Genomic DNA, 21,178 nt, shown 5'->3' with positions numbered 1-21,178 from the left:
AGCGATTCGTATCCGACTCCGGCACACAGGAGACAAGAGATGGCTGCCGAGCTGACCGATCCAGCGGTCGCCGCGTTCATCGCCGCGGTCAACGCGGGCGACAAGGAGGCGTTTTTCGCGGCGCTCACCGATGACGCCACGATGTCCGACGACGGCACCGACCGGGACCTGCGGGCATGGGTGGAGAGCGAGATCTTCTCCTCGAATGGCCGTATGGACGTCGAGGACGTCTCGGCCGACGGCCGTACCCTTACGGCCACCTACACCAACTCGACCTGGGGCAGTATGCGCACCCGGTGGGTCTTCACCGTCACCGGGGGTCATATCGGCCGTTTCGAGACCGGTCAAGCCTGACCGCGCTGGTCTCTGGCAATTTACGGAGCTGCCATGTCACCGCTGACCGTACTGGTGACCGGTGCGTCCACCGGCATCGGCCGCCTGACCGCACAGACACTCGCAGGAGCCGGGCACACGGTGTACGCGAGCATGCGCGATGTCGCCGGCCACAACGCTGCGAACGCCGCCGCCGTACAGCAGTACGCACAAGACCGTGGGGGGATCTGCGGGTGACGGAGCCAGACGTCTGCGACCGAGCTCGCGGTGCCGGCGTGGGCGGAGTTCCGGGGGAGCGCCACCAGCTGGCATCCGGGGCACATCGCCGAACGCCACAGCTGCTTCACGATCACCGTGCTCGGCGAGGTCGTCCTCGCCTCACTGGTGGCCGTGCAGTCGGCGGTGACCGGCCACGGCCTGTCCGGGCCCGTCGTGCTGCTCGCGGTGGGCGGGCTGCTGCTCGTCTTCGCCCTGTGGTGGATCTGCTTCACCGGCAGCGAGGCCGCGCTGACCAGCCTGCGCACAGCCCTGGTGAGGGGATACGGGCACTACGGCGTCTTCGCGGCCCTGGCCGCCATCGGCGCCGGCCTGGAGACGGCACTGGACGCCACCGCCCACCACGCTCACCTGTCCAGTCGGGGCGCCGCGCTGAGCGTGGCGGTGCCCGTGGTGATCGCGCTGGTGCTGCTCGACGCTATGCACCGCATGACCGGCGCCGGCGCCGTCGGGCACAACATGCTCGTCGCGGCCGGCGCCCTTGTGGTGCTCGCCCTGGGCCTCGCCGCGCCCGCACTCGGTGTGGGACGGGCGGTGCTGGGCATGGGACCGTGACACTGACCGCGAACCTCGCCGTCTTCCGCCAGCGTTTGGGTGAGGTGAGCTGACCCGTGGGCCTGGATCTGAACAAGCTGGAGCACCTGATCGCGGTGGCCGAGGAGGGCAGCATCACTCGCGCCGCCGCCCGCCTGCACCTGTCCCAGCAGGCGCTGTCCACCTCCATCCGCGTCCTGGAACGCGAAGTGGGCGTCCCCCTGCTGGAGCGCACCGCCACCGGCGTGATGCTGCTGCCCGCCGGCACCGCCCTGGCCGAGGACGCCCGCGTACTGCGCGGCGCGGCGCGATCGGCCCTCCAGCGCGCCCGCCGCATCGGCCGCGGCGAGAAGGAGACGCTGCGCCTGGGCCACACCCCGGCCGTCACCGGCGAGGAGGTCATGCCCCTGCTGCGGCAGGTGGCCGCCTCCCACCCCCACCTGGCCACCGACGTCAACCAGCGCTACCCGCACGAACTGACCGAAGCCCTCCTGTCAGGAGACCTCGACATCGGACTGTGCCGCGCGCTGACCCCACCGCACGGACTGGCCCGCACCACCCTGAGTCACCAGCCCCTCAACATCGCGGTCGCCGCCAACCACCCCCTCGCCACACGCACCTGCGTGGCCCTGTCCGACCTCGCCGGCCAGCACTTCATCGTCTGGGGGCGGCCCGGCCACTCCGGCTACACCGACCTGCTCATCAGCTACTGCCGCGCAGCCGGCTTCGAACCCCGTACCGAACGCACACCGCTCCAGGGCACTCCACCTGCCACCGCTGTCATCGGCACCGACCGCCTCGCCTTCGTCACCACACCCCCGGGCCCCGCCGCCGGCGGCGCCGTACGCATCCTCGCCCTCGACCCACCCCTCTACGCGCCCCTGCACGCCCTGTACTCCCCACGGGCCACCAGCCCCGCGAGAGATGCCTTCCTCACCGCCGCCACTTGACGGATTTCGCCGTCGCCGTCAGCGATCAGGAGCAGGAGCCCGCCCGCCTTGGACACCTCGTCCAGTACCGGCGCAGCGGCCGGGGCCTGGTGAGAGCATGGCGTAGGCCGAGCAAGGTGGTTCTGGGCCGATGTCCTCGTACCTCTGCAACTTGTAGAGCGCGCTTGGGCTTCTCCGTCCCGGCGGTTGGCTTGACACCCGTAACGGAGGGTGCCTGTCGGTGTACGGGCAGCGGGCCGTCAGGGGTGCCGGCGAGTCGTCGGATTGAGGTGTGGGCGGCGTCTCGTCAGACCTTCTCGACTCGCACGGAGTGTCCGGCGAGTAGCTGTCCGGCGAGTAGCTGATTCATGTCGTCGGTGTCGGAGGTGAAGACGGTTGCCTCAGCTCCCCGCGCGGCTTCCTGCCCGGCCACGGCCGCCAGAATTGCGTCGATGGCGTACTTGTGCCCATGCAGGCCGGCTGTCTTCAGCATGTCGCGCGCCATGGCGATCACCTGTTCGTCCGTGTGCACGACGCGGATCCGGGACAGCGTCCAGTTCCACAGTTCCTGCCTCGACGCTTCGCGAGGGTCCCATGCCTCCAGGGTCGTGAGCGCCGAGGTGACGATCGGGATGTCGAGCCGTGGAGCCGTCTTGATCAGCGCTGTCATCTCCCGATCGCCCTGAACCGCCTTGGAGAGAGCCTCGGAGTCGAACACGAAGACGCGCTGTCGCGGCCGATGCAGCCTCGCCCGGGCGGTGCGGCTCACGCGGCCTCGTCCGAATGTGATCGCTGCTCGTCATGCCAGCCGTCAATGGCCGCGATGCGGTCCAGCGCTGCCTGCTGCTCGTCGTCCGTCACGGCGCCGTGCTCTTCCTCGAGGCGCCCTGCCAGCTCGCGCAGTCGGTCCATGGCGTCCTGATGAGCGGCGGCGGCCGCGATATAGCCGGACACTCCGCGTGCGTCGACGCGCTCCTTGATCGATTCCACCAGCTCTTCCGGCACGGTGATGGTGATCTTCCGGGTTGCCATACTTCAAGTATGCCATGTTCGCCCGGCTCGGAGGCCGTGGCGGATGATGCAGATCCTTTGGGGGATATTCGGGAGATCAACTCTCCGTCCGCTCACGCAAAACGGCACCGGACGAGGAGTCCGAGGCCGAGTGGGGGCCCTCCCTGGGGAAGTAACCCCAGTTCAGAGCGGTAACGCGTTGTGCCCCCGGCAGGATTCGAACCTGCGAAACCCGCTTTCAGGGAGGGCGATGCTGTCCCCTGCCCCGCGGCGGGGCGGGGTGGCGAGGGGCCCCGGGCCCGTGTGTTGCGGGCCCTTGTCGGCTTCGTGAAGCCGTCGGTGATCTTCTTGACCAGGGAACAGCCCGGCTGACAGCGTCCAGTTCATGAGGCCCGCCGCCGCTCCACGGTCCGTGAGCGCCGCGCTCGTCCGGCGCCGCCACGTCGACCTGTGCCGCCAGTCCAGCGCCGTCTGTCGCTGAGCCCGCGCCCTTGCTCCTTTCCCCTCCCTACTCTTCCCCCTGGATCACGCATGCCCGAGATATCCCGTCGTGTCTTCGGTGGCCTGGTCGGCGGCGGTGCGGTGACGGCCGTGGCCGGTGCGTCCGGCACCGCGTCGGCCGCTCCCGCCTCGGACGGTCCCGCCGAACGCCCGTTCCGGTCCCGCCCCGCCGCCGCGCGTCCGCGCCGGCGCCCGAACATCCTGTTCGTCCTCGGCGACGACCTCGGCTGGGCCGACCTGTCGTCGTACGGCGCCCCGCACATCCGGACGCCGAACCTGGACCGGCTCGCCGCGCAGGGCGTGCGGTTCACCCAGGCCTACTCCGGCTCCGCGACCTGCTCCCCCACCCGCTTCAGCCTCTACACGGGCCGTACCAAGGGCGGGCTGGCCGAGCCCATCGGCAACCGCACCCAGGGCCTGGACCCGAACCATCCGACCCTCGCCTCCCTGCTGAAGAAGGCCGGCTACGCGACCGCCCTGATCGGCAAGTGGCACTGCGGCTGGCTGCCGGACCACAGCCCCACCAAGTCGGGCTGGGACGAGTTCTTCGGCAACTTCGGCGGCGCCCTGGAGTACTTCTCCAAGCTGGGCCAGCTCGGCGACTACGACCTGTACGAGGGCGACGCCGAGTACAAGGACCTGCGCTACTACACCACGGTGCTGACCGAGCGTGCCGTGGAGTACGTCGGCCGCGACCACGACAGGCCGTGGCTGCTCAACCTCAACTTCACCACCCCGCACTGGCCGTGGCTGACCGAGGACGACGAGGAGACGGGCGCCGAGATCGCCGCCGAGGTCCGTTCCGGGAACGTGCTGGGCGCGCTGCTGCACAACGACGGCGGCTCGGTGGAGAAGTACAAGGAGATGGTCGAGAACCTGGACGCCTCGGTCGGCAGGGTGCTCGCCGCGCTGCGCCGTTCCGGCCAGGAGGAGAACACCCTCGTCGTCTTCGCCAGCGACAACGGCGGCGAGCGCTTCTCCTACCAGTGGCCGCTCAGCGGCGGGAAGTCCGAGCTGCTGGAGGGCGGCATCCGGGTGCCGACGATCCTGCGCTGGCCGGCCGGGATCGACGCCCGCCAGGTCAGCCACCTGCCCGTCTACTCCCCCGACTGGACGGCCACCCTGCTGGAGCTGGGCGGCGCCCGGCCGGACCCGGCGTACCCGCTCGACGGGCACAGCCTCGCCGGCTACCTGCTGCGCGGCGAGAAGGTGCCGGAGCGCGACCTGTTCTGGCGGGTTCGGGGCAACCGGGCACTCAGGCGCGGCGACTGGAAGTACTACCGCGACGCCGACGGCCGCGACCACCTGTTCGACCTGGCGGTGGACGCCCGCGAGCAGGCCGATCTCGCCGCGGACCGGCCCGCGCTGCTCGCGGAGCTGAAGGCGGCCTGGGAGAAGACCGACGCCGGACTGCTGCCGTACCCGACGGGCTGACACGGGGGTACGGCACTGCGGGCGGTGCGCCGGGCGGCGCACCGCCCGGGCCGCCGATGCCTCCGTACGACCCTCGGGGCGACGAAAACTCGGTGGGCAGTGTCAGTGGCGAACCGTAGGCTCGCTGCTGATGCCCACGACACCTGCCCCCGCCCCGGACTCCGCCGGAAGGCGGTCCTCCGTCCGTTCCCTGCTGCGGCTGTGGCCGTACGTCCGTCCCGTGCGGGCGCGGCTGTCCACCGCCGCGTTCGTGGCGATACTCGCCTCCTGCGTGGGGCTGGTGATCCCGCTCGTCCTGAAGTGGATGGTGGACGGGCCGGTCGCCGACCGCGACCCGGCGGGCGTGTGGCTGGGCGCGCTGTATCTGCTGCTCCTGGGGCTGGCGGAGGCGTTGCTGTTCGGGCTGCGGCGCTGGCTGGTGGCCCGGCCGCTGGCCGGCGTCGAGGCGGGGATGCGGGCGGATCTGTACCGGCATCTGCAAAGGCTGCCGGTCGCCTTCCACGACCGGTGGGCGTCGGGGCAGTTGCTGTCGCGCGGGACGACGGATCTGATGCTGCTGCGCATGTTCCTCGCCTTCCCGCTGACGTTCCTTCTGGTCAACGGCGTCACGATCCTGGTCGGCGTGGGCATCATGCTGGTGCAGGACTGGACGCTGGGGCTGGTGATCCTCGGACCGGCGATTCCGGTGATGCTGACCTGCGCGGTCTTCGAGAAGAAGTACTCCGAGGTGGCGCGGCGCGCGCAGGACCAGGTCGGGGATCTGACGACCGTGGTCGAGGAGAGCGTGCTCGGCATCCGGGTCATCAAGGGCTTCGGGCGGCACCGCAGTCAGGCCCGCGCCTTCCACGAGCTGTCGCACACGCTGCGCGGCACGGAGCTGCGCAAGGCGCGGCTGCTGGCGGCGATCTGGGCGGTCATCGTCACGCTGCCGGAGCTGGCGATCGGTGCGGCGCTGGTGGTGGGGGCGGTGCAGGTGGCGGACGGGGCGTTGTCGGCGGGGACGCTGGTGGCGTTCCTGTCGACGGCGCTGGCCCTGCGGTGGCCGGTGGAGTCGATCGGGTTCCTGCTGGCGATGAGTCAGGAGGCGGCGACGGCTACGGACCGGTACTTCGAGGTGATGGACGCGGAGCCGGAAACCGGCATAGCTGCGGGCAGCCGTGCCGCTGGGGCGGCACGGGTGGGCGATGGGGGTACCTCCCAGGCCGTTCAGGCACTGGGGGAGGCACCTCGCAGCGCCGAGCAGCGCGACCAGCCCCCGGCCGACAGCAGCACCGGGCGCGTCGAAGGCCTTCGGTTCGAGAACGTCCGCTTCCGTTACCCCGACGCACCCCCCGGTTCCCCGCCCCTCCTCGACGGGCTCGACCTGCATGTCCGGCCCGGGGAGTCCATGGCCCTCGTCGGTGCCACCGGGAGCGGGAAGACCACGCTGACCGCGTTGATCCCCCGGCTGCACGAGGTGACCGAGGGGCGGATCACGCTGGACGGCGAGGACATCGCCGCCCTGCCCCGCGAGGAGCTGCGCGCTCTGGTCGCCGTGGCCTTCGAGGAGCCCACGCTCTTCTCGGCCACCGTCGGCGAGAACGTGCTGATGGGCGCCGGCGAGGGCACCGGTCCCGACGCCCTGGAGCGGGCGCTCTCCGTCGCGCAGGCCGACTTCGTGCACGCCCTCCCGCAGGGCACCGGGACCCAGGTCGGCGAGCAGGGCCTCAGTCTCTCCGGCGGCCAGCGGCAACGTCTCGCGCTCGCGCGGGCCGTGGTCGGCGGGCCGAGGTTCCTCGTCCTCGACGACCCGCTGTCCGCGCTGGACGTGCACACGGAGGCCGCCGTCGAGGCCGCCCTGCGCCGGGTGCTCGCGGACACCACCGCGCTGATCGTCGCCCACCGGCCCTCCACCGTGCTGCTCGCCGACCGGGTGGCCCTGCTGTCCGGCGGCCGGATCGCCGCCGTCGGCACCCATCACGAACTGCTGCGCACGAACGCCGAGTACGCCCATCTGATGTCCGGCGCCGAGGAACAGGAGGACGACCGGCGATGACGGCCCCCATCACCTCCCCGCCCGCTCCCGGCGAGGCGGAGGATCCGCCCCGGCCCGGGGACGGGGAGCACACCGGCGACGACTTCGACCGCGACGTCCTGCCCAGCCCGCCGGGCGCCACGGCTGCCCTGCTGCGCTCGCTGCTGGCGCCGATGCGGGCCCGCGTCGCGATCACGGTGCTGATCCTGCTGCTCCAGCAGGCGGCCGTGCAGGCGGGGCCCCTGCTGGTGGCGTACGCCATCGACCGTGCCGTGCCGGCCTTCCGCGACGGCGACCACGGTCCGCTGGTCGCGGTCGGCGCCGGATACCTGCTGTGCTCGCTGACCGCCGGTGCCCTCCAGTACGCGTTCATCGCCGCGTCCGCCCGCGTCAACCAGGACGTGCTGCTGGACCTGCGGGGCCGGATCTTCCGGCACGCTCAGGCGCTCAGCGTCGACTTCCACGAGCGCTACACGTCGGGGCGGCTCATCTCCCGATCCACCACCGACGTCGAGTCGCTGCGGGAGCTGCTCAGCGAGGGGCTGCAGGAGCTGGTCACGGTCGTCCTGTCCTTCGTCTACATCTCGGCGATGCTGCTGTGGCTGGACCTGGGCCTCGGCGCGGTCGCGGTCGCCTCGTTCGGACCGCTGTACGCGCTGGTGCGGATGTACCAGCGCCGCGCGGGCCGGGTGTACCGGAAGCGGTCCACGGCGATCGCGGCGGTGATCGTGAAGTTCGTGGAGACGATGAACGGCATCCGGCCGGTGCGCGCCTTCCGCCGGGAGGCCGCCAACGACGCGGACTTCACCGTCCTGAACCGGCGGCACGAGGTGACCAACGGCGACGCGCTGCTGGAGATGGCCCGATATGTCGTGGGCTCCCGGCTGGTCGCCAACACGGCCGTCGCGGGGATCGTGCTGTGGGGCGCCTACCGGGTCGCCGAGGGCACGCTGGCGCTCGGTGTGCTGGCGGCGGCGGTGCTGTACCTGCGCCGGCTGTACGACCCGATCGACCGGCTCGGCATGTTCCTCAACTCCTACCAGTCGGCGGCTGCCTCGCTGGAGAAGATCGCGGGGCTGCTGGCGCAGACGCCGTCCGTGCCCGAGCCGGCCGCGCCGAAGGAGCTGCCGCCGCCGGTGTCGGAGCACCCGGGGCGCGAGGTGGTCTTCGACGCGGTCCGCTTCGGCTACCGCACCGGCGGCGAGGTGCTGCCCCGCTTCGACCTGACGATCCCGGCCGGCCAGACCGTCGCCGTGGTCGGCTCGACGGGCGCGGGCAAGTCGACGCTGGCCAAGCTGCTCGCCCGGTTCTACGACCCCTCCGAAGGGCGGGTCCTGCTCGACGGCACCGACCTGCGCGACCTCGCCGTGCCCGAGCTGCGGCGCGGGGTGGTGATGGTGACGCAGGAGGCGTTCCTTTTCTCCGGGACGGTCGCCGAGAACATCGCCATCGGGCGTCCGGAGGCCACGCGGGAGGAGATCGAGCGGGCCGCGAAGGCGATCGGCGCCCACGACTTCATCGCCGCGCTGCCCGACGGCTACGACACGGACGTCCGCAAGCGGGGCGGCCGGATCTCCGCCGGTCAGCGGCAGCTGGTGGCGTTCGCGCGGGCGTTGCTCGCCGATCCGGCGGTGCTGATCCTGGACGAGGCGACCAGCTCGCTGGACGTTCCGGGTGAGCGCGCGGTGCAGCGGGCCATGGCGACGGTGCTGAAGGGCCGTACGGCGGTGGTGATCGCGCACCGGCTGTCGACCGTGGGGATCGCGGACCGGGTGCTGGTGATGGAGCACGGCCGGATCGTGGAGGACGGCGCCCCGGCCGAACTGGTCGCGGGGACGGGCCGGTTCGCGGACCTGCACAAGGCGTGGCGGGACAGTCTCGCGTGAGCGGCACCGGAGGGTGGCGCACGGGCGGCACCTCGGTCGACGCGTACGAGGATCCCGGCACGCCCGACCTGCGGGGCGGCTGGCGGTACCTGTGGTGGCTGGTGGGGCGGCAGTGGCGGCGCTGTGCGGCGGGGGCGGTGCTGGCCAGCGCGTGGATGGTGCTGCTGGCGGCGACGCCGTACCTGATGGCGCGGGCGGTCGACCACGGGCTGGAGCCGGGTGACCTGGGCGCGCTGGCCGGCTGGACGGGGGCCCTGGCCGCGGCCGGGGTGGTCAACGCCTGGCTGGGCATCATGCGGCACCGCACGATGACGCGGGTCCGGATGGACGCCAACTTCCGCACGGTCAAGGTCGTCGTCGGGCATGCCACACGGCTCGGCGCGGCGCTGCGGCGGCAGGTGGGGACCGGCGAGGTCGTCACCATCGGGGTGGGCGACGTGCAGACGATCAGCCAGTCGCTCACCGCGGTGGGGCCCGGCATCGGGGCGGTCGTCGCCTACGCGGCCGTAGGCGGGCTGATGCTGTCGGTGTCGGCGCGGCTGGCCCTGGTGGTACTGCTCGGCGTACCGGTCCTCGGAGTGCTGCTGGGGCCGCTGATGGGCCGGTTGCAGGGCCGGGAGGCCGAGTACCGGGAGCGGCAGAGCGTGCTCACCGCGCGGATCGGCGACCTGGCGGGCGGGCTGCGGGTGCTGAACGGGCTGGGCGGCAAGTCGCTGGTCGCGGACGCCTTCCGGCGGGACTCGGCGCGGCTGCGCGAGCAGGGGTACCGGGTGGGGGCGGTGACCAGCTGGATCCAGGCCATCGGGGTGGGACTGCCGATGCTGTTCCTGGGGCTGGTGACCTGGCTGGGCGCCCGGCTGGCCGCACGCGGCGAGATCAGCGTGGGCGAGCTGGTGTCGGTGTACGGCTATGTCGTGGCGCTGGGCTGGCCGGTGGCATTCCTGATCGAGATGAGCCATCAGCTGAGCCGGGGTGTGGTGGCCGCCCGCCGTGTGGTCGCGTTCCTGCGGCTGGAGCCCGAGCCGGACGAGGGCACGCGCGAGGCCCCGGCGGAGCCGTCGGCGCTGTACGACCCGGCGTCCGGGGTGCGGGTGGCGCCGGGGCGGCTGACCGTGCTGGCCGGCGCCCGGCCGGCCGACGCGGCCGACGTGATCGACCGCCTCGGCCGGTACGCACCCTCCGACGTCACCTGGGGCGATGTCCCGCTGACCGAGATCCCGCTGGGGCGGGTGCGGGAGCGCATTCTGGTGGCGGAGGCGGAGGCCGACCTGTTCGCCGGCACCCTGCGCGAGGTCATCGGCGCCGGCGGACCGCGTCCCAGGGACATGCCCTCGGAGGACCGGCTCTCCCGGGCCCTCGACGCGGCCGCCGCCGACGACATCGTGCGGGGTCTGCCCGAGGGGCTGGACACCGTCGTGGCCGCGCAGGGCCGCGATCTGTCGGGCGGTCAGCGGCAGCGGGTGCGGCTGGCCCGGGCCGTGGCGGCGGATCCCGAGGTGCTGCTGGCCGTGGAGCCGACGTCGGCCCTGGACGCGCACACGGAGGCGGCGGTGGCGGAGCGGCTGCGGGCGGAGCGCGCGGGCCGGACGACCGTGCTGGCCTGCACGTCGCCGCTGGTGCTCGACCGGGCGGACGTCGTGCACTACCTCGTCGACGGCAAGGTCGCGGCCGTCGGGAGCCACCGGGACCTGCTCGACGCCGAGCCGGGCTACCGGGCGCTGGTCGCGCGGGAGGCCGAGGAAGAGGGCCGCGAGAAGGAAGACGCCGAGGAAGAGGAGCCCGTGCGATGACCTCGCGGGAGCAGGGCGGGCCGGGCGGGCTCCCGGTCGCCGGGCGTGCCGCCGTACGGCGGGCGATGGCCGGACTGGTGCGGGCCGACGGGCGGGCGTTCGCCGCGCTCCTCGGGCTGAACGCGCTGGCGGCGCTGGCCGGGCTCGCCGGTCCGTGGCTGCTGGGCCGCATCGTCGACGAGGTGCGGGCCGGGGGCGGGGTGGACGCCGTGGACCGGATGGCGGTCGCCATCCTGGCGTGCTCGGCGGCCCAGTTGCTGCTGGCCCGCTGGGCCCGGTACGTGGGTCACCGCTTCGGTGAGCGGACGCTGGCCCGGGTGCGGGAGCGGTTCGTGGACCGGGCGCTGGCGCTGCCCGCGTCCGTGGTGGAGCGGGCGGGTACCGGGGACCTGACGACCCGGGGCACGGCCGATGTGACCACCGTCGGCACCACCCTGCGCGACGCCGGCCCGGACCTGCTGGTCAACGCCGTGCAGACGCTGTTCCTCAGCGCCGCCCTGTTCGTGCTCTCCCCGCCGCTGGGCGCGGTGGCGCTGGTGCTGCTGCTGCCGATCCGGTGGGCGCTGCGCTGGTATCTGCGGCATGCGCGGGACGGCTATCTCGCCGAGGGGGCGGCCAATTCGGACGTCGCGGAGATCGTCGCCTCGACGGTGGCGGGCGCCCGCACGATCGAGGCGTTCGGGCTGGCCGGGCGGCGGGTCGGGGCGAGCCGCCGGGCGCTGGAGGTCTCGCGGCGCGCCCGGTTCCACACGCTGTACCTGCGCAGTGTGCTGTTCCCGGTGATCGAGGTGTCGTACGTGGTGCCGGTGGCGGGCGTGCTGCTGGCCGGCGGGGTCCTGCACGCGCACGGCATGGTGAGCGTGGGCGCGGTGGTGGCCTGTGCGCTGTACCTCCAGCAGCTGACCGTGCCGCTCGACGAGGTGCTGATGCGCTTCGAGGAACTCCAGCGCAGCGGCGCCTCCTTCGCCCGGGTGGAAGGGCTCGCGCTGGCCCCGCGGGCCGCGGCGGACGACACGGCGGTCCCGGCGGACGACCGCTTCGACGTGTCCGGGGTGCGCTACGCGTACGAGCGGGGCGGCGAGGTGCTGCGCGGGGTGGACCTGACCGTGCGGCCGGGTGAACGGCTGGCGGTCGTCGGTCCGTCCGGGGCGGGCAAGACCACGCTGAGCCGGCTGCTCGCGGGGGTCGACGCCCCGGACGAGGGCTCGGTGACGGTGGGCGGGGTGCCCGTGGTCGCGCTGGCGCCGGAGCGGCTGCGCCGCCAGGTCGTGCTGGTCACCCAGGAGCACCATGTCTTCCTGGGTACGGTTCGGGACAATCTGCTCATCGCCGAACCGGACGCCACGGACGACGCGCTGTGGGCCGCGCTCGCCGCGGTCGGCGCCGCGGAGTGGGTGCGGGAGCTGCCGGGCGGACTGGACACCGAGCTGGGCGGCGACGCCGGCCGCGCCGACGGCTCGCGGGCCCAGCAGCTCGCCCTGGCCCGGGTGGTGCTGGCCGATCCGCACACCCTGATCCTGGACGAGGCCACCGCCCTGCTGGACCCGACGACGGCCCGGCACACCGAGCGGGCGCTCGCCGCCGTGCTGGAGGGCCGTACGGTCATCGCCATCGCGCACCGGCTGCACACCGCGCACGACGCCGACCGTGTGGCCGTGATGGAGGAGGGCCGGCTGACCGAAATCGGTACGCACGACGAGCTGGTGGCGGCCGGCGGGGCGTACGCGGCGCTGTGGGCGTCGTGGCACGGTCAGGCCCGCGAAAGCACCTCCGCCGGTGATGCCGGGCGGCCAGCCGGCTGAGCGGGCAGTCAGTACGGGCCGCCAGGCAACGAATCCGTATATCGAACATGAACGCCCGGACAACGAACGATTTCCGGCCAACTTACTGACGCGGTCCTGACAAGCGCCCGGGTCTCCTGCCACTCTTCCCACGGCCGCTCCACAGCGCCCCCACAGCATCGTCATCAGCGCTGTGCCGTGGCCAGCTCCTTGCACGTGGTTTCTGCGTACCACCCCGTACTGCCCGGTCGGCTCACCCGCCGTCCGGTCTCCCCTGGCCGCGCGACCCGCGGCCACGCAGAAGGAGTCAGTGTTGAGCAGCAGCACTCCCCACAGACGCACCTCCCACACCACGCACCGCCGCGCGGCGGGCATCGCCCTCGCCGGTGTCGCCGCGCTGATCGCCACGGCCTTCCAGGCGGGCGGAGCCACCGCGGCCCCGCAGCCGGCCCCCGCGCCGGGCGCCGAGTCGGTCAAGCTCACCCCGTCCCAGCGCGCGGAGCTGATCCGGGACGCGGGCGCCGCCACGGCCGAGACGGCCGGCGACCTGGGCCTGGGCGCCAAGGAGAAGCTGGTCGTCCGGGACGTGGTCAAGGACCGCGACGGCACCCTGCACACCCGCTACGAGCGCACCTACGACGGGCTGCCCGTGCTCGGCGGCGACCTGGTCGTCACCACCGCCCCGTCGGGCGCCACGAAGCAGGTCGTGAAGGCCACGGCCAAGGCCATCAAGCCGGCCACCGTGACGCCGAAGATCACCGCCGCCAAGGCCGAGCAGCAGGCGGTCTCCGCCGCCAGGGCCGCCGGCGCCGCGCAGCCCGGGACCGACCGTGCCCCGCGCAAGGTGATCTGGGCGGGCAACGGCACGCCGGTCCTGGCGTACGAGACGGTCGTGGGCGGCCTCCAGGAGGACGGCACGCCGAACGAGCTGCACGTCGTCACCGACGCGGCCACCGGCGCCAAGCTGTACGAGTACCAGGCGATCCACGAGGGCACCGGCAACACGATGTACAGCGGCACCGTGACGCTGGGCACCGCGCAGTCCGGGTCGTCGTACACGCTGACCGACACGACGCGCGGCAACCACAAGACGTACAACCTGAACCGCGGCACCTCCGGCACCGGCACGCTCTACTCCGGCTCCGACGACACCTGGGGCAACGGCAGCGCGTCCAACACGGAGACCGCCGCCGCCGACGCCCACTACGGCGCCGCGCTGACCTGGGACTACTACAAGAACGTCCAGGGCCGCTCCGGCATCCGCGGCGACGGTGTGGGCGCGTACTCGCGGGTCCACTACGGCAACAACTACGTCAACGCCTTCTGGTCGGACAGCTGCTTCTGCATGACCTACGGCGACGGCTCGGGCAACACCCACCCGCTGACGTCCATCGACGTGGCCGCGCACGAGATGACGCACGGCGTCACCTCCAACACCGCGGGCCTCAACTACAGCGGCGAGTCCGGCGGCCTCAACGAGGCCACCTCGGACATCTTCGGCAGCGCGGTCGAGTTCTACGCGAACAACTCCTCGGACGTCGGTGACTACCTCATCGGCGAGGAGATCGACATCAACGGGGACGGCAGCCCGCTGCGCTACATGGACAAGCCGAGCAAGGACGGCGCGTCCAAGGACTCGTGGTACTCCGGTCTCGGCGGGATCGACGTCCACTACTCGTCCGGCCCGGCCAACCACTTCTTCTACCTGCTGAGCGAGGGCAGCGGCACCAAGACCATCAACGGTGTCACCTACAACTCGCCCACCTCGGACGGCCTTCCGGTCACCGGCATCGGCCGCGCGAAGGCGGAGAAGATCTGGTTCCGCGCGCTGACCACGAAGTTCACGTCGACCACCAACTACGCGGGCGCCCGCACCGGCACCCTCGCGGCCACCGGTGAGCTGTACGGCACCGACAGTGCCGAGTACAAGGCGGTCCAGGACGCGTGGGCGGCCATCAACGTCGGCTCGCGCTCGGGCGGCGGCGGCGGGGGCGGCACGACCGTCGAGAACACCGCCAACGTGAACATCCCCGACTACGGGTCCGCGGTGACCTCCTCGATCACGGTCTCCGGCCGCACCGGCAACGCGCCGAGCAACCTCCAGGTGGGCGTCGACATCGTGCACACCTGGCGCGGTGACCTCAAGATCGACCTGATCGCCCCGGACGGCTCGGTGTACGCGCTCAAGTCCAGCGGCTACGACCCGGCGGCGGACGTGCACGAGACCTACACGGTCAACGCCTCGTCCGAATCGGCCAACGGCACCTGGAAGCTGCGCGTCCAGGACCAGGGCCCGGCGGACACCGGCTACATCGACGCCTGGCGCCTGACCTTCCCGTAGGCCCGCACCGTCCCACCACAGTCAGGGCGCCGTCCCCGGAGGTTGACTCCCGGGGGCGGCGCCCTCCCCATGCCCGTCCGCTTTTTGCCAAGCCCATACGCGGGTGGGGTTGCGCTTTTGCCGAGGTCACGCGGGTTCATGTTCCCGCAACATTCACCCGTTCGTCGATTTTCGGCCAACATCATTCGACCCCACTGACATGTACGCGGCACTGGTGCCAGTCTTCCCTCACCCGCCGCACAACTTCGCAGTCAACGCCGGCCGGCCACCCGAAAAGCCGACCGGACTCCCCCACCGAAGGAGCTTGTGTGTCCTCCCTGTTCGCGCGCCACAAGCGCACCACGCTGGCCGTCGCCACCGCCGTCGCGTCCGGCGCCCTGCTCACCACCGGCCTGACCGCCGGCACCGCCGCCGCCGACTCCGCCGCGCCGCGCGCCCTGCCGGGCGCCCCGGTGCTGCTGTCGGACTCCGCCCGCACCGCGCTCATCCAGGAGCAGCAGCAGTCCGCCGCCGCGACGGCGCGGCAGATAGGCCTCGGCACCCAGGAGAAGCTGGTCGTCAAGGACGTCGTGCGGGACGTCGACGGCACCGTCCACACCCGCTACGAGCGCACCTACGCGGGCCTGCCGGTCCTCGGCGGCGACCTCATCGTGCACCAGGCGAAGTCCGGGGCGGCCCAGGGCGTGACCAGAGCGACGAACGCGGCCATCAAGGTGGCCACCGTGACGCCGAAGATCGCCGCGGCCGAGGCCGAGCAGCAGGCGCTGGGCGCCGCGAAGGACGCCGGGTCCTCGAAGACCGCGGCCGGCTCCGCGCCCCGCAAGGTGATCTGGGCGGCCGACGGCAAGCCGGTCCTCGCCTACGAGACCGTCGTCGGCGGCCTCCAGGACGACGGCACCCCCAACGAGCTGCACGTCATCACCGACGCCGCCACCGGCGCCAAGCTGCACGAGTACCAGGGCATCGAGACGGGCTCCGGCAAGAGCCTGTACTCGGGCACGGTCACCCTCGGCACCTACAAGTCGGGCTCGACGTACCAGCTGTACGACACGGCGCGCGGCGGCCACAAGACGTACAACCTGGCCCGCAAGACCTCCGGCACCGGCACGCTGTTCACCGACGCCGACGACGTGTGGGGCACCGGCACCGCCTCCAGCTCCTCCACCGACCAGACGGCCGCCGTGGACGCCGCCTACGGCGCCCAGGTCACCTGGGACTTCTACAAGAACACCTTCGGCCGCAACGGCATCAAGAACGACGGCAAGGCCGCCTACTCCCGGGTGCACTACGGCAACCAGTACGTCAACGCCTTCTGGTCCGACAGCTGCTTCTGCATGACCTACGGCGACGGCTACGGGAACACCAGCCCGCTGACCTCGCTCGACGTCGCCGGGCACGAGATGAGCCACGGCGTCACCTCCAACACCGCGGGCCTCAACTACAGCGGCGAGTCCGGCGGCCTCAACGAGGCGACCAGCGACATCTTCGGCACCGGCGTGGAGTACTACGCGGCCAACTCCGCCGACAAGGGCGACTACCTCATCGGCGAGAAGATCGACATCAACGGCGACGGCACCCCGCTGCGCTACATGGACAAGCCCAGCAAGGACGGGGCGTCCAAGGACTACTGGTCCTCCACGCTCGGCAGCGTCGACGTGCACTACTCGTCCGGCCCGGCCAACCACTTCTTCTTCCTGCTCGCCGAGGGCAGCGGGGCGAAGACCATCGACGGGGTCAGCTACAACTCCCCGACGTACAACGGCTCCACCGTCACCGGCATCGGCCGCGCCAAGGCGCTGCAGATCTGGTACAAGGCGCTGACCACGTACATGACGTCGACGACCAACTACAAGGCCGCCCGCACCGCGACCCTGAACGCGGCGTCGGCCCTGTACGGATCGACCAGCACCGAGTACAAGGCGGTGGCCGCGGCCTGGACCGCGATCAACGTGAGCTGACCGGCACCGGCAGCTGCGCCGGCACCGTGAGGGGCGGCACCCGGAACCTCCGGTTCCCGGGTGCCGCCCTACCCTTGGTGCCCATGTCCTTCACGTACGACGACGTCGGCGCCACCCGCGAGCAGGCCCCCTGCCCGCCCGGCTTCCGCCCCCTGCACGTACGCACGCGCCTCGGGGAGGGCGAGCCGGTCTTCCGGCGGGCGGCCGAGGCCGTGCTCACCTGGGAGATGCACCGGGCGACGGGCGTCGGCATCGACGCGAGCGCGGACCGTGCCGCGCCCGGCGTCGACGTCACCGTCACCCTCGCCGGGATGATCAAGGCGCCCTGCCGGGTGGTGTGGACATTGGAGGAGCACCGCCGGGCCGGCTGGGCGTACGGCACCCTGCCCGGGCACCCCGAGTCCGGCGAGGAGGCCTTCGTCGTCGACCGCACCGGCGACGGCACGGTCTGGCTGACGGTGACCGCCTTCAGCCGCCCGGCGAAGTGGTACGCGAAGGCCGGCGGACCGGCGAGCCGGGGCTTCCAGCACGCCTACGCCCGCCGCTGCGGGACCGTCCTGCGGCGGCTGAGCGGCGGCGAGGAGGAGGACTGAGCCCGGCCGCCCCCTCCCCCCCCTGCCCTCGCCCTCACCCGGGGCGCTCACCTCATCAGCATTCCCGCCGCCTCCCCCAGCTCGTCCGACGGCACCGCGACCAGACCGGCCTCCGCGCCGGACGCCAGCAGCCGGTGCGCGGGCAGGATGCGGACGGTGTAACCGAAGGGGCCGGTGCGGTCCAGGGCGAGCGGGCCCTCGTACAGCCAGCGGCCCTCCAGGTCGGGGCCGCCCACCGGTTTCAGCGGCACGGTGGCCGCGTCCGTGATGCGGTCCTCGGAGTCCACCCGGCCGGAGACCGCCTGGACCTCGACGTCGTCCGGGGCGAGCTCCCCGAGGTTCACCCGCACCCGCAGGCCGAGGGTCGTGCCGAGCTCCGCCGTGGCGGCGGGCGCGGACGTCTCGACGTGGTCGACGCTCACTCCGGGCCAGGCCGCCCGCAGCCGGGTCTTCCACTCGGCGAGCCCCCGGGCGGAGTCCGGGTCCATCGCGCGGTGTGCCTCGGCCGCCGGGGTGTACAGCCGCTCGACGTACTCCCGGACCATGCGGCCGGCCAGCACCTTGGGCCCGAGCAGGCTCAGCGTCCTGCGGACCATCTCGATCCACCGGTCGGGCAGCCCGCTCGCGCCCCGCTCGTAGAAGCGCGGGGTGATCCGCTGCTCCAGCAGGTCGTAGAGGGCGGCGGCCTCTATGGCGTCGCGCCGGTCGGCGTCGGTCCCGGCCCCGTCGGCGGTGGGGATCGCCCAGCCGAAGTCCGGCTGGTACCACTCGTCCCACCAGCCGTCCAGCACCGACAGGTTGAGGCACCCGTTGAGCGCCGCCTTCATGCCGGAGGTGCCGCACGCCTCCAGGGGCCGCAGCGGGTTGTTCAGCCAGATGTCACAGCCCGGGTAGAGCTTCTGCGCCATCGCCATGCCGTAGTCGGGCAGGAACACGATGCGGTGCCGGACCCGCGGGTCGTCCGCGAACCTGACCAGCTCCTGCACCAGCCGCTTGCCGCCGTCGTCCGCCGGGTGCGCCTTGCCGGCGACGACGATCTGGACCGGCCGCTCGGGGTGCAGCAGCAGTTCCGTCAGCCGGTCGCGGTCGCGCAGCATCAGCGTGAGCCGCTTGTACGACGGGACGCGTCGCGCGAACCCGATGGTGAGCACGTCCGGGTCGAGGACGTCGTCGATCCAGCCCAGCTCGGCCGTGCCCGCGCCGCGCTGCCGCCAGGAGGCCCGCAGCCGCTCGCGCACCTCGGTGACCAGCTGCTCGCGCAGGGTGCGGCGCAGCTCCCAGATGTCCTGGTCGGGGATGTCGGCGACGGAGTCCCAGCGGTCCGAGCCGCCGATGGTCAGGGCGTCCTCGGCGCGCTGGGCGCCGATCTGCCGGGCGCCGAGCCGGAACACCTCGGGGGCCACCCAGGTCGGGGCGTGCACACCGTTGGTGACGGAGGTGATCGGCACCTCCTCGGCGTCGAAGCCGGGCCACAGCCCGGAGAACATCTCCCGGCTGACGGCGCCGTGCAGCAGGGAGACGCCGTTGGCCCGCTGGGCCAGGCGCAGTCCCATCACGGCCATGTTGAACAGGCCCGGCTCGCCGCCGGGGTAGGTCTCCATGCCGAGCCGGAGGACACGCTCGGCGTCGATGCGCGGGAGTTCGGCGCCGGGGCCGAAGTGGCGGGCGACCAGTTCGCGGTCGAAGCGGTCGATGCCGGCCGGCACGGGCGTGTGCGTGGTGAAGACGGTGCCCGCCCGGACCGCCTCCAGCGCGGAGCCGAACTCCAGTCCCTGGTCGCAGAGTTCGGCGATGCGCTCCAGGCCCAGGAACCCGGCGTGGCCCTCGTTGGTGTGGAACACCTCCGGTGCGGCGTGGCCGGTGAGCCGGCAGTACGTGCGCACCGCCCGGACACCTCCTATGCCGAGGAGCATCTCCTGGAGGAGCCGGTGTTCGCTGCCGCCGCCGTAGAGCCGGTCGGTGACGCCGCGTTCGCCGAGGTCGTTGTCCTCGACGTCCGAGTCCAGGAGCAGCAGCGGCACCCGGCCGACCTGGGCCAGCCAGATCCGGGCCCGCAGCTCCCGGCCGCCGGGCAGGGCGAGGGCGACGCGGGCGGGCGTGCCGTCGGACTCCTTGAGGAGGGCCAGCGGCAGCTCGTGGGGGTCGAGGACGGGGTAGTGCTCCTGCTGCCAGCCGTCCCGGGACAGGGACTGCCGGAAGTAGCCGTGCCGGTAGAGCAGGCCGACCCCGATGAGCGGCACCCCGAGGTCGCTGGCCGCCTTCAGATGGTCGCCGGCCAGGATGCCGAGACCGCCGGAGTACTGGGGCAGGGCGGCGGTGATGCCGAACTCGGGGGAGAAGTAGGCGACGGCGGCGGGCAGTCGGCCCGGCTGGGTCTGGTACCAGCGGTCACCGGTCATGTAGTGGTCGAGGTCGCCGGCCACCGCGGTCAGCCGGCCCAGGAAGCCCTGGTCCCCGGCCAGCTCCGCCAGGCGCGCGGGCGGGACGGTGCCGAGGAGCCGCACCGGGTCGCGGCCGGACTCGGCCCAGCGTCCGGGGTCGACGGACTGGAAGAGGTCGCGGGTCTCCGCATGCCAGGACCAGCGCAGATTGCGGGCCAGATCGCTGAGTGGCCGGAGGGGGTCGGGGAGAACGGGACGGACGGTCAGTCGACGGATCGCCTTCACACTCCACCTCTGCGCATTCGCTCGATTGGACGGGGTGCGTGTTACCTCGTCGCATATGACGTTACCGGCGCCGGTCTGTCCCATGCTGGGCGCTTCGCCCCATGACCCCTCAATCGGCTTGAACGGCCCGCGTCCTCGTACGCCGGACGGGCCGGTGCGCACCGGCGTGTCGATATGGCCGGATCTTTCCCCATCGGCCTTCTTGTGGCATGTCGCCCCGCACGAAAAGCTGCACTTGTCGCGGAGGCACGGATTGCGGGAGCGGCGCGCGGGAAGGCGTTCGGTCGGGACCCGCCGCATGTGTCGACATACGCGCGAGTAGTTAACAAAGTGCCGGATTGCCCACCCGAACAGTGTGGGAAGGCTCCTGCGGTACACCCCACGCGGCACACCCCGCAGGACCCACCTCCCCAGAGTCATCCGCCCACCCTCGTTGACGCGGACAGGAGCGGTCATGCCCGCCACGCACCACTCGTCATCCCCCGCCGCACCCGGCACCGGAGCGTCCCCCGCGCGCCCGGCCGATGCCGGCCCGCCGGTCCCGGAACCACCCTCGGGCGGGGAGTCCACCGTCGTCGGACGCATCCCCGTCCTCGATGTACGCCCCGTCGTCCAGGCCGGCCGCCGGCCCGCCAAGGCCGTCACCGGCGAGGAGTTCCCGATATCGGCCACCGTGTTCCGGGAGGGGCACGACGCGGTGGCGGCCAACGTCGTCCTGAGAGATCCGCGGGGCCGCCCGGGGCCGTGGACGCCGATGCGGGAACTGGCCCCCGGCACCGACCGCTGGGGAGCCACGGTGACCGCCGGGGAGCCCGGACTGTGGTCGTACACCGTCGAGGCGTGGGGCGATCCGGTCACCACCTGGCGGCACCACGCGGGCATCAAGGTCCCGGCGGGCATCGACACGGAGCTCGTCCTGGAGGAAGGGGCGCGGCTGTACGAGCGTGCCGCCGCGGTCGTGCCGCGGGGGCGGGGGCGCGCCCTGCTCCTCGCCGCCGTCGACGCGCTGCGGGACGAGTCGCGTCCGGCTGCGTCACGGCTGGCGGCGGCGTTGACGCCGGAGGTGGACGCGGTGCTGGCCCGGTATCCGCTGCGCGAACTGGTCACCACCTCCGACCCGCTGCCCCTGCT

General features: G+C 72.5%; 17 protein-coding genes. 14 read left to right on the top strand and 3 right to left on the bottom strand.

Annotated features, from left to right (window positions below):
• The first annotated feature begins 39 nt into the window (after positions 1 to 39).
• From AB0E77_RS24580 to AB0E77_RS24565, 4 genes are read left to right on the top strand one after another with little or no spacing between them, the layout of a single operon-like run.
• Positions 40 to 354, top strand: coding sequence for a nuclear transport factor 2 family protein (locus tag AB0E77_RS24580; RefSeq protein WP_361574023.1), 315 nt, complete (start codon positions 40 to 42; stop codon positions 352 to 354).
• A 33-nt stretch (positions 355 to 387) separates the two neighbouring features.
• Complete coding sequence (locus AB0E77_RS24575; RefSeq protein WP_361574021.1) at positions 388 to 570, top strand: SDR family NAD(P)-dependent oxidoreductase; 183 nt, start codon at positions 388 to 390, stop codon at positions 568 to 570.
• Between the two features lie 30 nt (positions 571 to 600).
• Positions 601 to 1,164, top strand: a complete 564-nt coding sequence (locus tag AB0E77_RS24570) for a low temperature requirement protein A (protein ID WP_361574019.1) — start codon at positions 601 to 603, stop codon at positions 1,162 to 1,164.
• Positions 1,165 to 1,220: 56 nt separating this feature from the next.
• A complete protein-coding gene (locus tag AB0E77_RS24565) occupies positions 1,221 to 2,093 on the top strand; it encodes a LysR substrate-binding domain-containing protein (protein ID WP_361574017.1) in 873 nt (290 codons plus the stop codon).
• A 286-nt stretch (positions 2,094 to 2,379) separates the two neighbouring features.
• Here AB0E77_RS24565 and AB0E77_RS24560 read toward each other — a convergent pair whose 3' ends face one another.
• Together AB0E77_RS24560 and AB0E77_RS24555 are read right to left on the bottom strand one after the other, a co-directional pair.
• Positions 2,380 to 2,841 (bottom strand): PIN domain-containing protein, encoded by a 462-nt coding sequence (locus AB0E77_RS24560; protein ID WP_361574016.1) that lies wholly within the window; start codon positions 2,839 to 2,841, stop codon positions 2,380 to 2,382.
• Complete coding sequence (locus AB0E77_RS24555) at positions 2,838 to 3,104, bottom strand: hypothetical protein (RefSeq protein WP_062698815.1); 267 nt, start codon at positions 3,102 to 3,104, stop codon at positions 2,838 to 2,840. Before AB0E77_RS24555 ends, AB0E77_RS24560 begins: the two co-directional genes overlap by 4 nt.
• Before the next feature lie 364 nt (positions 3,105 to 3,468).
• On the opposite strand from AB0E77_RS24555, the gene AB0E77_RS24550 reads away from it, so the two are divergent.
• The 9 genes from AB0E77_RS24550 (at position 3,469) to AB0E77_RS24510 (ending at position 17,381) form a co-directional block, all read left to right on the top strand.
• On the top strand, positions 3,469 to 3,564 hold the full coding sequence (locus AB0E77_RS24550; RefSeq protein ID WP_361574014.1) for a putative leader peptide: 96 nt from the start codon (positions 3,469 to 3,471) through the stop codon (positions 3,562 to 3,564).
• 50 nt (positions 3,565 to 3,614) lie between these two features.
• Positions 3,615 to 5,018, top strand: a complete 1,404-nt coding sequence (locus AB0E77_RS24545) for a sulfatase-like hydrolase/transferase (RefSeq protein WP_361574012.1) — start codon at positions 3,615 to 3,617, stop codon at positions 5,016 to 5,018.
• Between the two features lie 130 nt (positions 5,019 to 5,148).
• On the top strand, positions 5,149 to 7,053 hold the full coding sequence (locus AB0E77_RS24540) for an ABC transporter ATP-binding protein (protein ID WP_361574010.1): 1,905 nt from the start codon (positions 5,149 to 5,151) through the stop codon (positions 7,051 to 7,053).
• Positions 7,050 to 8,918: an ABC transporter ATP-binding protein gene (locus tag AB0E77_RS24535; protein WP_361574008.1), complete on the top strand. Its 1,869-nt coding sequence runs from the start codon at positions 7,050 to 7,052 to the stop codon at positions 8,916 to 8,918. The genes AB0E77_RS24540 and AB0E77_RS24535 overlap by 4 nt, the downstream gene beginning before the upstream one ends.
• Complete coding sequence (locus AB0E77_RS24530) at positions 8,915 to 10,708, top strand: ABC transporter ATP-binding protein (protein ID WP_361574006.1); 1,794 nt, start codon at positions 8,915 to 8,917, stop codon at positions 10,706 to 10,708. Before AB0E77_RS24535 ends, AB0E77_RS24530 begins: the two co-directional genes overlap by 4 nt.
• A complete protein-coding gene (locus AB0E77_RS24525; RefSeq protein WP_361574005.1) occupies positions 10,705 to 12,510 on the top strand; it encodes an ABC transporter ATP-binding protein in 1,806 nt (601 codons plus the stop codon). Before AB0E77_RS24530 ends, AB0E77_RS24525 begins: the two co-directional genes overlap by 4 nt.
• A gap of 292 nt (positions 12,511 to 12,802) precedes the next feature.
• Positions 12,803 to 14,830, top strand: coding sequence for a M4 family metallopeptidase (locus AB0E77_RS24520; protein ID WP_361574003.1), 2,028 nt, complete (start codon positions 12,803 to 12,805; stop codon positions 14,828 to 14,830).
• A 308-nt stretch (positions 14,831 to 15,138) separates the two neighbouring features.
• Positions 15,139 to 16,788, top strand: a complete 1,650-nt coding sequence (locus AB0E77_RS24515; protein ID WP_361574001.1) for a M4 family metallopeptidase — start codon at positions 15,139 to 15,141, stop codon at positions 16,786 to 16,788.
• Between the two features lie 83 nt (positions 16,789 to 16,871).
• A complete protein-coding gene (locus AB0E77_RS24510) occupies positions 16,872 to 17,381 on the top strand; it encodes a DUF1990 domain-containing protein (protein ID WP_361573999.1) in 510 nt (169 codons plus the stop codon).
• A gap of 47 nt (positions 17,382 to 17,428) precedes the next feature.
• Here the strand turns inward: AB0E77_RS24510 and AB0E77_RS24505 are convergent, their stop codons facing one another.
• Complete coding sequence (locus AB0E77_RS24505) at positions 17,429 to 20,047, bottom strand: glycosyltransferase family 1 protein (RefSeq protein ID WP_361573997.1); 2,619 nt, start codon at positions 20,045 to 20,047, stop codon at positions 17,429 to 17,431.
• 454 nt (positions 20,048 to 20,501) lie between these two features.
• Between AB0E77_RS24505 and AB0E77_RS24500 the strand changes: the two genes are divergently transcribed.
• A partial coding sequence (locus tag AB0E77_RS24500) for a maltotransferase domain-containing protein (RefSeq protein WP_361573995.1) occupies positions 20,502 to 21,178 on the top strand: 677 nt, incomplete at its 3' end.

It is taken from the genome of Streptomyces sp. NPDC032940 (assembly GCF_040636935.1).
In the GTDB taxonomy this organism is placed as follows: Bacteria; Actinomycetota; Actinomycetes; order Streptomycetales; family Streptomycetaceae; genus Streptomyces.
The sequence above is the reverse complement of the archived record's forward strand: the minus strand, read 5'-3'. Positions and strand labels throughout refer to the sequence as shown.